At 62.5% G+C, this 13093-nt stretch carries 18 protein-coding genes; 8 read left to right on the top strand and 10 right to left on the bottom strand.

Translation table 11 applies throughout. From position 1 onward, the window contains the following. Positions 1 to 100: 100 nt before the first annotated feature. On the bottom strand, positions 101 to 736 hold the full coding sequence (locus tag JQ627_RS35020; protein ID WP_212488893.1) for a hypothetical protein: 636 nt from the start codon (positions 734 to 736) through the stop codon (positions 101 to 103). A 95-nt stretch (positions 737 to 831) separates the two neighbouring features. On the opposite strand from JQ627_RS35020, the gene JQ627_RS35015 reads away from it, so the two are divergent. The 8 genes from JQ627_RS35015 (at position 832) to JQ627_RS34980 (ending at position 6989) form a co-directional block, all read left to right on the top strand. After that, complete coding sequence (locus JQ627_RS35015; protein WP_212488892.1) at positions 832 to 1386, top strand: hypothetical protein; 555 nt, start codon at positions 832 to 834, stop codon at positions 1384 to 1386. 12 nt (positions 1387 to 1398) lie between these two features. Next, positions 1399 to 2322 (top strand): hypothetical protein, encoded by a 924-nt coding sequence (locus JQ627_RS35010; protein ID WP_212488891.1) that lies wholly within the window; start codon positions 1399 to 1401, stop codon positions 2320 to 2322. Positions 2323 to 2373: 51 nt separating this feature from the next. Then, positions 2374 to 3789 carry a hypothetical protein gene (locus JQ627_RS35005; protein ID WP_212488890.1) on the top strand — a complete coding sequence of 472 codons (1416 nt, stop codon included), beginning with the start codon at positions 2374 to 2376 and terminating at the stop codon, positions 3787 to 3789. 196 nt (positions 3790 to 3985) lie between these two features. Beyond that, on the top strand, positions 3986 to 4768 hold the full coding sequence (locus tag JQ627_RS35000) for a phage exclusion protein Lit family protein (protein ID WP_212488889.1): 783 nt from the start codon (positions 3986 to 3988) through the stop codon (positions 4766 to 4768). An 18-nt stretch (positions 4769 to 4786) separates the two neighbouring features. After that, entirely contained in the window at positions 4787 to 5290 is a 504-nt protein-coding gene (locus tag JQ627_RS34995) for a GIY-YIG nuclease family protein (protein WP_212488888.1), read from the top strand. Between the two features lie 184 nt (positions 5291 to 5474). Beyond that, complete coding sequence (locus JQ627_RS34990; protein WP_212488887.1) at positions 5475 to 5894, top strand: ArdC-like ssDNA-binding domain-containing protein; 420 nt, start codon at positions 5475 to 5477, stop codon at positions 5892 to 5894. Next, a complete protein-coding gene (locus JQ627_RS34985; protein WP_249143652.1) occupies positions 5891 to 6478 on the top strand; it encodes an SIR2 family protein in 588 nt (195 codons plus the stop codon). The genes JQ627_RS34990 and JQ627_RS34985 overlap by 4 nt, the downstream gene beginning before the upstream one ends. Positions 6479 to 6590: 112 nt before the next feature. Beyond that, positions 6591 to 6989 carry a hypothetical protein gene (locus tag JQ627_RS34980; protein ID WP_249143651.1) on the top strand — a complete coding sequence of 133 codons (399 nt, stop codon included), beginning with the start codon at positions 6591 to 6593 and terminating at the stop codon, positions 6987 to 6989. Between the two features lie 10 nt (positions 6990 to 6999). Here JQ627_RS34980 and JQ627_RS34975 read toward each other — a convergent pair whose 3' ends face one another. The 9 genes from JQ627_RS34975 to JQ627_RS34935 all read right to left on the bottom strand — a co-directional run bounded on the left by JQ627_RS34975 (position 7000) and on the right by JQ627_RS34935 (position 12984). Beyond that, complete coding sequence (locus JQ627_RS34975) at positions 7000 to 7437, bottom strand: VirK family protein (RefSeq protein WP_212488886.1); 438 nt, start codon at positions 7435 to 7437, stop codon at positions 7000 to 7002. Positions 7438 to 7512: 75 nt separating this feature from the next. Further along, a complete protein-coding gene (locus JQ627_RS34970) occupies positions 7513 to 7824 on the bottom strand; it encodes a chorismate mutase (RefSeq protein ID WP_212488885.1) in 312 nt (103 codons plus the stop codon). Further along, on the bottom strand, positions 7821 to 8510 hold the full coding sequence (gene ureG / locus JQ627_RS34965) for an urease accessory protein UreG (protein ID WP_212488884.1): 690 nt from the start codon (positions 8508 to 8510) through the stop codon (positions 7821 to 7823). The genes JQ627_RS34970 and ureG overlap by 4 nt, the downstream gene beginning before the upstream one ends. Further along, a complete protein-coding gene (locus JQ627_RS34960; protein ID WP_249143650.1) occupies positions 8507 to 9175 on the bottom strand; it encodes an urease accessory protein UreF in 669 nt (222 codons plus the stop codon). The genes ureG and JQ627_RS34960 overlap by 4 nt, the downstream gene beginning before the upstream one ends. Before the next feature lie 53 nt (positions 9176 to 9228). Next, positions 9229 to 10932 (bottom strand): urease subunit alpha, encoded by a 1704-nt coding sequence (ureC, locus tag JQ627_RS34955; protein WP_212488882.1) that lies wholly within the window; start codon positions 10930 to 10932, stop codon positions 9229 to 9231. Positions 10933 to 10944: 12 nt separating this feature from the next. Beyond that, positions 10945 to 11283: an urease subunit beta gene (locus tag JQ627_RS34950; protein ID WP_212488881.1), complete on the bottom strand. Its 339-nt coding sequence runs from the start codon at positions 11281 to 11283 to the stop codon at positions 10945 to 10947. Further along, positions 11280 to 11858, bottom strand: coding sequence for a HupE/UreJ family protein (locus tag JQ627_RS34945; RefSeq protein ID WP_212488880.1), 579 nt, complete (start codon positions 11856 to 11858; stop codon positions 11280 to 11282). Before JQ627_RS34945 ends, JQ627_RS34950 begins: the two co-directional genes overlap by 4 nt. Before the next feature lie 6 nt (positions 11859 to 11864). Next, positions 11865 to 12167, bottom strand: a complete 303-nt coding sequence (locus tag JQ627_RS34940) for an urease subunit gamma (RefSeq protein ID WP_028148889.1) — start codon at positions 12165 to 12167, stop codon at positions 11865 to 11867. 25 nt (positions 12168 to 12192) lie between these two features. After that, positions 12193 to 12984 carry an urease accessory protein UreD gene (locus tag JQ627_RS34935; protein ID WP_212488879.1) on the bottom strand — a complete coding sequence of 264 codons (792 nt, stop codon included), beginning with the start codon at positions 12982 to 12984 and terminating at the stop codon, positions 12193 to 12195. Between the last annotated feature and the right edge of the window lie 109 nt (positions 12985 to 13093).

Here is a 13093-nt window from a genome sequence, read left to right as displayed (position 1 = left end):
CGCTCTCGATCAACATCGGGCTGGCAGAGCCCGAGATTATCGATCCCCACGCCTTCGATTTTGTCGCCGGTGTAAGTCACCCCAACCGTCAGCACCCGTTTCATGCGTCGTTCCCTCCGGCCGCCTGCTCGGCCGCCTCTCTCGCTTTCACTTCCAAAACCTCTCCGCGGCCGCCGACGAGCGCGATCTTGATGCCGGCCAGTGCGCAACGGGGCGCAAGCCGCTCGGCCAGGCGCAAGGTGCCGTCGGTCAGCGGCGCCACGGCGACCTGACGCCCCTGCGCTGGCGTCGCCATCAGCAGGCCGACGGTTTCGCAAAGACCGCGGTAGAGCCGCGACACTTGACCTGGATGCCGCGTGTTGATGATGCCGCCCTTGCATTCAGCCGCGATGACATGGTCTCCGACAGCCGCGACGACATCACCGAGCCCGGACTTCGGGTTGATGGTGATCGTCTGGCCCGCCGGATTTCGATAGACCCCGCCATAGGTGGTGCTACCGAGGCCGGAGACCTTGGTGAACGCCCGCCGGCCCAGCCAACCCGCGAAATCGAACTGCTTTCCGTGTTCGCCATCGGGATGGACACGGATGTCCCGTGCGCTCTGCGTGCGGAGCAAATGCATCGCGTAGGCGACCATCACGGCGCCTTCGTAGAGATGATGTTCGTGGGGACCGTCCGACTTGCCGGCGCGGTTCGGCGGCGGCTCCAGCGCCGTCACGAGATCCTCGAAATCCAATCCAGCCTCCCCCGCGATATCTGCGGACGCGCGGCGCGCCACCATTGACAGGCGCTTGTAACCGGCCATATTTGCCCGGTAAAGGAGGGCCTGTCATGTTTGCCTATAACCCCGAGAAGTTTGCGTCGCTGTACGCAACCGAGCTTGGTCAGCGCATCTGGACCTTCCTCACACAGCCCGAGAATGTCGCGCGCCTGGAAACCGCATCCGAACTCGGCAAGCCCGCGGTCGAAGGCATTGAGGAGCAGCTCCTGGCGGAGTTTCGCGAAGAGGTCCTGGCCGACCGCGTGAAGCAGATGGTCGGCCATATGGTGCGGCAGATCCTAGAGCAACGCGATTGGGTGCTCGACCAGACCGACGTGAAAGTCCAGTCCGTCCCCTTCAGCAAGGCGGCGCGCTATCGGCGACCTGACTGGTTCACCTTTCACGCCTTCCGAAACAGCAGCGATCCGCGCGACGTCGTCATCACCGATCGTCGGCAAAAGCCGACGCTGCCCGCCGGCGCGCGCTGGACCTTCTACGCTACCTTCGCCAGCCCGCTGAAGGCGGCGGTGGCGTTCGGCGTCAACGACATCAAGCAGCTTCGTCAGCAGGTCCATTCGCACGGCTATCACCGGGTACAAGTCTCCCGCACGCTGCGCCGGGCATGAGACGAGCAGACGATGAGTGATCTATTCGACGTCGACGGCGCCAATCTCGATCGCGGGTTCGAAAACCTGAAAGCCGCCGAGCTTCCGATCGAGCAGCAGCTTCACGCCATGCTGCAAGAGATGTGGGAGCGTTACGAGCCCTATGCCGATCCCGACTTTCGGCAGGGCTTCGCACGCGATGTCGATGGCCGCTTCTGGGAAATGAATCTGGGCTGCACCCTGCTCGATGCTGGCCGCACCCTGCTTCCCGTCGTCGAGCGCCAGCGCGAAGGCGGTCAGCCGGATCTCTGCGTCCTGGAAGATGGCCACCGCATCTGGATCGAGGCCATCACCCCAGATGAAGGCGCACCGGGTCCTGACCAGATCGTGCGTCCCGTTCCCCTCAACGAGGGCGGCGGCCTCTTCGCCGCACCGATCCGTCAGGCGCAGTTGCGCACGTCCGGGGCGTTCTGGACCAAGGCGCAGAGGATCGCGCGCTATCTCGAACAGGGCGTGATCGGCCCGGACGACACGAGGATCATCGCGATCAGTGCAAGCCGCTTCGGCGTCTATGTCGCCGAGCAGCCGTTGCCGCTGATCATGACCACGTTATTTCCGATCGGAGACGTCTACATCACCATCGATCGCGAGACCGGCGACGTCGTTGAAGAAGGATTTCACCCAGCTCCCTTAATCAACCGCGAACGCAATCCGATCCCGCGCACAGCATTTCTCGACGATCGCTTTGCCGACATCTCAGGCGTGATCTGGTCGCGCGTTGGCCTCGGCAACTTGTCGCGCCGGACCCGCCCGCTGACCTATGTCCACAATCCCCTGGCGCAGGTTCCGCTGGCGACAAACTGGGGAGTTTGGGATCGCGAGTTCGTCATCACGCCGCGCGGCGACGAATGGGAGGCCAACGACATCCTGGCGCAAGCCGCCGCGGAGGCATCATGACGACGCGCCCGAATGCCGACGCCTGGCGCCTTTCGGCCCGTGAGGTAGACCATGGCCGTCGGCGATGAGCAGCGACTGATCACGCCGATCAGCCAGCGGCAGTTCGAGCTCTATGCGCTGTCGCTCGAACGTGGGCCCAATTTCGATCCCGCGCAGATTTTCGGGAGCTACCAGGCCGGGCGCGGCAGCGCGAGCGGCTGTATCCTCCTCGATCCGGAGGGCGGGACCTTCACCACCCTGGCCCTGCGCAGGCGTGTCGATCATCGCTGGGTCCGCGTCGAGGAAGGCGGCCCCCTTCCCACTCCCGAGGCCGCGCTGGATCACCTCAGCATCAGCATGCGCGCTGGCGAGCCGCCCGAGCCATTGCCGCCGGGCGCGCGGCGGCGGCCGCTTCTGGTGAAGACCGGATCGCGAGGGACATCGCCGGAGTTCGACCTTCTGACGAGCACGATCAGCCATCTCCCGGCGCTGATGGCGCTCGGCGAATGCTATCTCGCGCTTCCCAATCCGGATGCCAATTTCGTCACCGATCTGCAAACCAACAATTTCCCGTCTCGCCTCTTCGAACTCTACCTTCTTGCCTGCTTCCGCGAGCAAGGTCTGATCGTCCGGCAGGAGCATGTTTCGCCGGACTTCCTGATCGAGAACGATGACGCCGCCTGCTGGATCGAGGCCGTGACCGCGAACTCCGAAACGCCCCGCTCCGGCGGGATTGGGGACTGGGTGCATGCTCCGGTCGATCGGAATGAGCGGATGACTGGCGCGCCAGCCGAGCGCTTCGCTAAGACGCTGCGCGGCAAGCTTCAGCGCAACTATCATGAGCTGGATCATGTGAAGGGGATGCCCTTCGCTTTGGCGATCGCCGACTTCCATGAATCCGGCTCGATGGTTTGGAGCCGCGAGGCTTTGCCGACCTATCTCTACGGCCTACGTGCAGATGTGGAAGGCGAAGGCGTCCGGCGCCGTGCGATCGGCACGCGGATCAATAATCTTACAGGCAAGCACGGCATTCCGGCCGGGCTGTTCCGCGATCCCGAGTTCGCTCACCTGTCCGCCGTCATTTTCAGCAACGCGGCCACGCTCGCCAAATTCAACCGCATGGGCTTTCTCGCCGGATGGCGGCCGCCGGGCCTCACCATGACCCGCCGCGGCATTCTCTACGACCGAACGCCGGGCGCGCTGGAGCCCATTGATTTCAACCTTCCGGTCGATAGCGCCGACTATCAGGCGCTTTGGCCTTGGGGCGAAGCCTGGTGCCAGGAACTGGAGGTCTTCCACAACCCGCAGGCGACGCGTCCCACTCCCTTCGATCTCATCCCTGGGGCGACCCACTGGTTCGAGAGCGGCGGCGACGTTGAGTGCAGAACCATGTGGGCGAACTCGGTCATTTCATCGATTACTCATTTGCGCATGGCCGGCGAGCCCGAGAAGACGAGCGGCGCCCGAAGCGAAAGCGAGCGGCCATGACCCGTCCGTCAGCCTACCCTCGCCACCGTCGCTAATCAGAGGAGAACCGCCAAGTATGGCGACCGAACCATCCAACCGGACGACCGTCCTCCACCTCTTGCGCGGCGCTGTCCCCGAGCGCGCCGGCGAGATCAGCGGTCTATGGAGCCAATACGGCCATGCCGTCGAAGTCGCGCCCAGCACCAAGGGCGTCACGATGAATGCGGACGCCAGCCGCATCAAGTTCGACACCAAGACGATCGACTTCTTTTGGCTGCTCGGCTTCAGCGCCTGGCGCGTAATCGAGGTCTATTCGCCCGCCCTGGTGCTCGCGACACTGACCGGGATATCGCTTGATCAGGCGCTCAACATCGACGCCGAACGGGGGCAATACGAGTTCGACTACAAACAGCGCATCGCCAGCGCCCAATCGCTCATTGCCGCCGAGCAAACCCCGGACGTTTCCTGGCCGGCGGACGTTCCTCAGCCGATCGCCGACCGCGACGGCCTGGGCGACAATCAACTCAAGGCCGTCTTCGACCTGGTCGCGCTGGCCCTTGCTTTCGCACTGCTGCACGAGTTTCGACACGTCATGTATTGCGCCGACAACAGCGCGCCCTCGACGCTGCCAGAAGAGGAAATCGGCTGCGATAACTGGGCTCGCGAGTTCATGACGAGCGGTCTCGCCGCCTACGCGAAGGAGCACGGTCACGACTACGCCCAAGTGCAGCAAAAGCGTGCGATGGGAATAGCGCTCGCCGCCGTGATCATTCATGCGATGACGCCCACCCACGCGCATTGGGGCAATCGGCAATATCCGCCGATCGCCGAGCGGCTGACAGCGATGATCGGCGGCTACAATCTGCCCCCCGGCTCGTCCTTCTGGCCCTTCACGGCCTGCCTTCTGATCGCGCTCATGAGGCAGGAGAACCGGACGCTCGACATCGTCGCGCACTCAAACCAGGAAATGGTCGAAGCCCTGCTCGACCGGCTCCGTTGACGCTGCGAGGACCGCGACGTGCCGGTCTATTTCATTGGCGAAGATGAAAACGGATGCTCCCCGATCAAGATCGGCGTGGCGAAAAACATCGAGGCGCGCAAGCGCAACCTCCAGACAGGGAATCCCTTGGAGCTGCGGCTGCTGGGGTGGATCGAAGCGACCGACACCTTCCAGCTTGAACGAGAGCTGCACCAGCATTTTGGATCGACCCATGTGCGTGGAGAATGGTTCGACATCGAACCGGGTGACATTCTCGCCATTCTCAAGCGCGCTGGCCGCGATGGATTTGTCGCTAAAAACGCCGACGCGTTCCAGGTCGTTGGATATGATCGAAACGCCATTCCTGAATATCTCGGCGTGTGGGAGTGGGCCGATCTAGAGATCGACGAGTGCTGCCCGTTCTGCGGATGCCTGTGCGGCATGCATTTTCAGGAAGCCTCGCAGATGTACTATTGCATCCGATGCGACACGCTGACCGACTTTTCCGAGCTCGATCCGCGTGAGTATCCGCCGGACGAGTGATGTCCTGAAACGCGGAAAGATGCCAACCCGGAGAAGCTGAAACCCGGCTTTGCGCTTCTGAGGGGAACGCCTTGCGGCCGGCATTCGTCTCAGCCGATCCCTTTTGCGCCCCCCGCAACGCCCCTTCAGAGTGAGAGTGCGGACCGGCTTCGCTGCGACGGGTGGCCCGCCGCGGAGATCGGTGATGTCCAGAAAGACCAGACAAGCTCGGACTGGCCAGGACCGGGCGAGCCCATATGATGAAATCACCGACAATATCATCGCAGAACTTGAGGCCGGGCGCGTGCCTGGGTCCAACCTTGGAGGACGGCGGCTGCGAAGGCGCCGCTTGCCAACGCCGCGACCAAGGCGGAATTATTCCGGGATCAACGTGCTGATCCTTTGGAGCGCCGCGGTGAACACAGCTTTTCGGGCCAGAGCCGGCTCACCTCCGCCAGGCGCTCCCGCTCGGCGGCAATGTCCGCAACGGCGAGCGCGGCACGACCTTCGTGTACGCCGACCGATTCGCAACCGACGCGCCCGAGCAGGCGCGAGCGGCGATCGTTTGCTGCGCAATCTTGCTATGCTCGGATCCTTCCCTCCTACTGATTCGCGCCTGCCATGAGCATTTTATCGAGCGACCCGACTACTCAGCTCGCATTCTCAACGTTCGAGAGCAAAGGCGTCTATGCCTTGCTTCTCGGCTCTGGTCTCTCTCGTACGGCCGGGATTCCAACTGGCTGGGAGATCACTTTGGACTTGGTTCGTCGGGTCGCTCTCGCGCAAGGCGTAGAGAACCAGGCCGATTGGGCGACGTGGTATCGCAAAAAGTATTCTGCGGAACCCGACTATTCAGCGATTCTGGCAGAACTAGCGGCCTCGCCTGCCGAACGGCGATCCATCTTACATTCGTACATAGAGCCTGACGAAGACGACCGCGCAGAGGGACAGAAACTTCCAACTGCCGCGCACCATGCCATCGCCGGCCTAGTTCGCGACGGGTATGTTCGGGTGATAGTAACAACCAATTTCGATCGGTTGCTAGAAAACGCCCTGCGCGAAGTTGGCGTGGAGCCAACTGTCGTCACCTCCGTTGACACTTTGTCAGGAGCCGAGCCGCTCACGCATAGCCCGTGCTACGTGCTGAAGCTTCATGGTGACTATAAGGATGCACGCATCCTGAACACCGACGAAGAGTTAGGCGCTTAGGCGACCGGGCAAACTTTGCCTGCGACACCGCCGAGCCGGCAATTTTTTCAGGCCGGCCAGAGTTGCCCGATGAGCACGAGCCCGGAAACATCTGGAAATCCAACGAAAGGATTTGGCACGCACGTTGCTTGCCCTTCGCGATCGTCTTGAGGGGCCGAACATGCAAGTCACGGCAGGAGCATCAATCTTCGGCTACCAGCCTGCAAAGGCCGGCTCATCGACCGGTGCATCGAAGCCGTCGGTGACCGACAATAGGCTCCCGCAAGCCAACGAAGATAGTGCATCGGGCGACAGCAGCGTCGTGCAGGAGTTCCTGAAATACGCGAAGATGAATCCCTTCGACCGTATGCGGGCTGCCATTCTGAAGAGCATGAATCTCAGCGAGGCCGACCTCGCCAACATGACCCCGGACCAGAGAGCGGCGGTGGAACAGAAGATCCGGGACGCCATCGAAAAGCAGCTGGAGAAGAAGGACCAGAAGCCTGGCAGTCTGATCGACCAGTTCGCGTAACGACCGCGCGTCACCAGTGGAATGTCGCGCCTTTTCCAATCTCGCAATCGAATGCCGTATCCTTGAGAACGGCGTTGTTGACGGCGTCCAGGATCATCGTGCGCGCTTCGATGCTGCCGTTTGGGTGCACCCTGAACGACAGGAATTCCCTGACCGCCTTGTCCGGTCTCACCGTGAAATGGGTCGTTGCAAAAGCGATCGTCCCGTCAGGCTGGATCATGTATCCGTCAAACCGCATGCTCGCCTTGATCGTAGGTCCCGCCGCGCCCGTGCCGTGAACTTGACAGGCTGAGAGGTCGACGAGTATGCGAAATTCCCTGCCATTGAGGATCGCCTTGTTCAGCGCCGCATAGTCGGCGTTTCCGGGTTCGTCCGCGATCGCGGGGTGCGTCCAGAAGCTCGCTACGATCGCCAGAGCGGCGACGCGGCTGCGCAGATTATTCGACAAATGTGGCTCCCAAGGTTGGCGGCTCTCGGCTGGACCTCGTTTCGCCGGAGCAGGCATGGGATGACATTGGTCACCCTAGCCGGCTCCCGATTCGAACTTCACCGCCTCATGATTGGTGATGACTTCTCGAACGACCAGAGCATGCAGCTTCCGGGTAAAATCCGGATCGAGCCCGCTCTGTGCGGCGAGGATGCGAAGTCGCTTCAATTGCGCCGCTTCACGTCGGGGATCCCGGGCCTCCAGTCCGTGTCTGGCCTTGAGCTCCCCGATCGCATCGGTGCAGCGAAAGCGTTCTGCGAGCAGGTGCACCATCGCCGCATCCAGATTGTCGATGCTGCGGCGCAGCCTGGCGAGATCGCCGGCAAGCTCCTGGTCATCATCCGTCATCGACGGGTACCCCCAGACAGCGTCGCGGCGGACAACCCGCCCTTCTGCAGAATGAAGCCCGCAATCTCATCGACGCCTTGGCCACTCTTCAGATTGGAGAAGATGAAGGGCCGCGTGCCGCGCATCCGTCGTGCATCCGCTTCCATGATCTCCAGGTTTGCGCCCACCAGGGGAGCGAGATCGATCTTGTTGATCACCAGCAGGTCGGATCGCATGATCCCCGGCCCCCCTTTGCGCGGGATCTTCTCTCCCGCCGCAACGTCGATCACGTAGACGGTCAGGTCCGCAAGCTCCGGACTGAAGGTGGCAGCGAGATTGTCGCCGCCCGACTCGACGAAGCAAAGCTCCGCGTGCGGAAACTTCAGGTTCATATCGTGGATCGCCGCCAGGTTCATCGAGGCGTCCTCCCGTATGGCCGTATGCGGACAGCCCCCCGTTTCCACCCCCATGATGCGCTCTGCCGCCAGCGCTTGCGCGCGGGTCAGAATGAGCTGATCCTCCTTGGTGTAGATGTCGTTGGTGATGACGTAGATCTCGTAGAAATCGCGCAGGTGCTTGCACAGCGCCTCGACCAGCGCCGTCTTTCCGGAACCGACCGGACCGCCGATTCCGACGCGTAATGGCCCGTTGGTTGCCGGAATGCCGGGTGCGCGGAAAGACCTGCTCTCCCGTTCAATCGTTTTCATGACCGAAACAACCTCGTATATTGGAGCTCGTGCGCGATGGACGCGAGCTCGACCATTAGGCCCGCCGAACCGAGATCGTCGATCGTCTCACGGCTTGCTATTTCACTGCGCGACAGGATCGCCTGCTCGAGCGCCGCGATGGCGAGCTGACCATCGGTCTGACCGAGAGGCACCAATCGCACGCCCGCGCTCACCAGATTGGCGACGTAGCTGTGCAGGAATGCCGGCAGTGCGATTTCGACGCCAATCCGCTCGCGCGCCGCTCTTGCTCCGAGCAGGACGGCCAACACCGGCGGGCATTTCGGGTCGGAGAAAATGTCCAGAATTCGATCCGGCCACACGTTGCGAAGGGTCGTAAGGCACGCTGACGATTGTTGTGCGGATTCGAGCACGAATTCGGACGTGCCACGGGACGCGGCTGCGAGTTCAGCCAGCTGCGGAATCTGGTCTTCGGCATCCTCGGCCACGCATCGATAGGCTTCGCTGAAAAAAATCGCCTCGTTTCGGCCGGAGCCATAGCAAAGGTCGGCCTCGAGCCAATCGATCAGGCTGCGCCGATCGGAGACATAGCCGCCCTCCACGGCCCATTCCAGGCCGTGCGAGTAGCTGTAGGCCCCGTTCGGGAACGACGGCGAGAGCCAGCTCTGCAGCCTCAGGAACGCCAACGCCGTATGTCCATAACTCTCGTCTGTCATCGCACAACCATGCCGGCAACGCGTCAGTACATGAAATAGCGCTGCGCCATCGGGACCACATTCACCGGCGGACAGGTGAGAAGCCGTCCGTCGGCCCGCACCTCGTAGGTCTCGGGATCGACCTCCATGTGCGGCAGCGCGTCGTTGAGGATCATGGAATGCTTGCCAAGCTTTCGCGTACTCGACACCGGCAAGAGTTGTTTTGCCAGGCCCAGCTGTCTCGCCGTTTCGAGCGAAGCCTGACTGACGAAGGTCACTGAATTCTTGCCGGGAGAACGGCCAAAGGCACCGAACATCGGCCGGTAATATTCCGGCTGAGGCGTCGGTATCGATGCGTTGGGGTCACCCATGATCGCGGCGACGATCATGCCGGATTTCAAGACCATGTCGGGCTTGATCCCGAATAACGCCGGATCCCAGACGACGATGTCCGCGAGCTTTCCGACCTCGACCGAACCAACATTGCGCGACATTCCCTGCACGATGGCCGGATTGATCGTGTATTTCGCGACGTAGCGCCGGGCCCTGAAATTGTCGTTCTGCCCTGTTTCTTCCGGCAATCGCCCGAACTGCTTCTTCATCTTGTCGGCGGTCTGCCACGTCCGCGTGATCACTTCGCCGACACGGCCCATTGCCTGGCTATCCGACGACACGATCGAGAACGCACCGAGATCGTGCAGGATGTCCTCCGCGGCGATCGTCTCCTTTCGGATGCGGCTCTCCGCGAAGGCGACATCCTCCGGAATGCGACGGTCCAGATGGTGGGTTACCATCAGCATGTCGAGTGCTTCGTCGAGCGTGTTCGCGGTGTAGGGACGCGTTGGATTTGTCGAGGCTGGGATGACATTCCTCTCGCCGCAAACCTTGATGATATCAGGCGCATGCCCGCCGCCGGCCCCTTCCGTGTGGGCCGCATGGATCGTCCTGCCCTTGAACGCGGCGATCGTGCTCTCGACGAACCCGCCTTCGTTCAGGGAATCGGTGTGGATCATGACCTGCACGTCCATGTCGTCGGCGACAGAGAGACAGCAATCGATCGATGCGGGCGTGGCGCCCCAGTCTTCGTGCAGCTTCAGGCCACACGCGCCGGCTTCGATCTGCTCGACTAGGCCCGCAGGTACACTCGCATTGCCCTTGCCGAAAATGCCGAAGTTCATCGGGAACCCATCCAGCGCCTCAAGCATCCGATGGATGTGCCACGGCCCCGGGGTACAGGTCGTCGCCGTCGTTCCAGCGGCAGGCCCGGTCCCACCACCCATCATGGTTGTTACACCAGAAAAGAGCGCCTCCTCGATCTGCTGGGGGCAGATGAAATGAATGTGCGTATCCATCCCGCCGGCGGTGATGATCTTGCCCTCGCCCGCGATGATTTCCGTCCCCGGCCCGATGATGATCGATACACCCGGCTGAACGTCGGGGTTGCCTGCCTTGCCGATGGCGACAATGAGCCCGTCTTTGATCGCAATGTCGGCCTTGACGATTCCCCAGTGATCGAGGATCAGCGCGTTGGTAATGACCGTATCGACCGCCCCCTGCGCGCGCGTGAGTTGCGATTGTCCCATGCCGTCGCGAATGACCTTGCCGCCGCCGAACTTGACCTCCTCGCCATAGATCGTGAGGTCCCTCTCGGGCTCGATGAACAGATCGGTGTCCGCCAGGCGCACCTTGTCCCCGACCGTGGGGCCGAACATCTGCGCATAGGCCGCGCGGCTCATCGTGTGGGACATGTCTTCCTCACCTTATTCGTTGGCGCCGGACGCATCGGTCCCTGATTCCAGAGGTCCCATCACGCCGCCGCCGAAACCGTAGATGCGCCGCGCTCCGGCAAACGGGATCAATGAGACCTCGCGCGACTGGCCCGGCTCGAACCGCACGGCCGTCCCGGCTGGGATATCGAGGCGGCACCCACGGGCGGCGGATCGATCGAACACGAGTGCGGCGTTCACTTCGGCGAAGTGATAATGGCTGCCCACCTGGACCGGCCGGTCGCCGGTGTTGGCTACGGCAATCGATGGGCCGGTCCTGTCCCCGTTCAGGACGATGTCGCCGTCCGCCGGAATGACCTCCCCGGGAATCATGCCACGCCCCCAAGCAGCAGCAGCCCGACAAGCCCGGCGCATACGCCCGCCGCGCGAAGCAAACTTCCTCTCGACGCCTTTCCTCCTGAGAACCCGATGATCATGCCGGTCAGGAGAAGAGCGGCGGTCGCCGTCGTGAAGCCGATCACGTAGGGAACAAGCATCGAGACGGCTTCAGTTCCGTGGGCGTGACCATGGAAGAACGCGAACAGGCCGACGGCGGCCGCGCCGAGCATGATGGGCATCCTGAATTCGAACGCAACGAACGCTCCCAGTGCCACCACCGAGAGGCTGATCGCCGCCTCCACAAAGCCCATCTGAAGTCCGGCGCTTGCCGCGGCGAAACCGCCCAGCATCGCGATCAGAAAGGTCAGCGGCCACACCGCTCTCGCGGATCCGCCCACGAGCGCGCTCCATGTTCCCACCAAGGTGATCGCAATCAGATGATCCGCGCCGCTGAACGGATGGACGAGACCGGCGTCGAATGAACTGCCCGCGCCTGGAATGGGATGAGCGAAGGTAGGTGCGGCAAGCAAACTTAACGCGGCGACGCAAATCGGGATGATGCGCATCATCAGCTCCTATCGGATCGGGTTGTGCACCGGGACAAGCTTGGTCCCGTCTGGAAATGTTGCCTCCACCTGAATCTCGCGGATCATTTCCGGGATGCCCTCCATGACCTGGTCGCGGCGCAGCAGCCGGCCGCCTTCGGACATCAGATCCGCGACCGATCGTCCATCGCGGGCGCCTTCCATGATGGCATCCGAGATCAATGCGATGCTTTCGGGATAATTCAGCTTGACGCCGCGCGCGAGCCGGCCGCGCGCAACGATCGCGGCGAGGGCTATCATCAGCTTGTCTCGTTCCCGTGGCGTCAGATTCAAGTGCTCCTCCGACTTGGCCGCACAGCTAACAGGACCACATCTTCGGCACTCCGAAGGGACCGGATCCGAGCTCGTGGTTGAGTTGATCGAGGAAGCGGCGCAGACCTCGCCTGAGATCCACGCTTGCAATCGCGGCGACCCGGACCACGATGATCGCGCCCACGATCGTGACGCCGCACGCGCATCCCAGGGAAGCACCGATCTCGCGCAATCTCTCGAGCCGGGCCTCGAGACCCGGACCGAAATAGATCAGGGTCGCGATCGCCTTCCAATTCGAGAGCAGGGCCGTCTTCCGAAGCTGCAGGAGCGCCTGGTCGGAGGCGAGGAAACCATCTGCCCACACCAGACGGCCGTCGACCTTGACGCGCCAACTGTCCAGGATATGTCCGGCAAGAACCTCCTCGCCGCTCTCGATGCGGCCAAGAACCAGCCACTCGAGGGCAATCAATTCGGTGCCCGAACACACATCGATCTCGGTGTACCGCGCGATGCGCGCCTGGTTGAAGACGATCGTCTCTTGCGGAAGCCACGCAAGCCGGGCATCCCCCTCAGCCCTTAACCGCGTCCGGATTCGGGCTGGCCGATCCAGCGCCCGATAGACCTTCTCCGCGGCCTGCGTGGTCACCGCGACCGACGCATTGCCTTGAGCGACCACCTCGATCCTGATCTCGTCGCCGCCTGCGACGCCACCCGAGGTGTTGATGAGGACGACTTCCTTGCGTCGACGATCATCGACATTCGGGAAGGCAACGGCCATCGGAAACTTCTGATAGACGTCGATGATCTCCGTGCCGTTTGCGGCGCCGGAGAACACCACGCGAGCTTCCCCGACAGCGCGCTGCAGATCGAATTTTTCCGTGGCGCCCTGCCCTCCTCCTGGATGGCCGGGATGAGCCGCGGATGTCCCGCGAGAGCGCTCGTGAATT

Source organism: Bradyrhizobium liaoningense (assembly GCF_018130785.1).
Taxonomy (GTDB): domain Bacteria; phylum Pseudomonadota; class Alphaproteobacteria; order Rhizobiales; family Xanthobacteraceae; genus Bradyrhizobium; species Bradyrhizobium liaoningense_A.
This window is presented reverse-complemented; position numbering and strand designations above follow the sequence as displayed.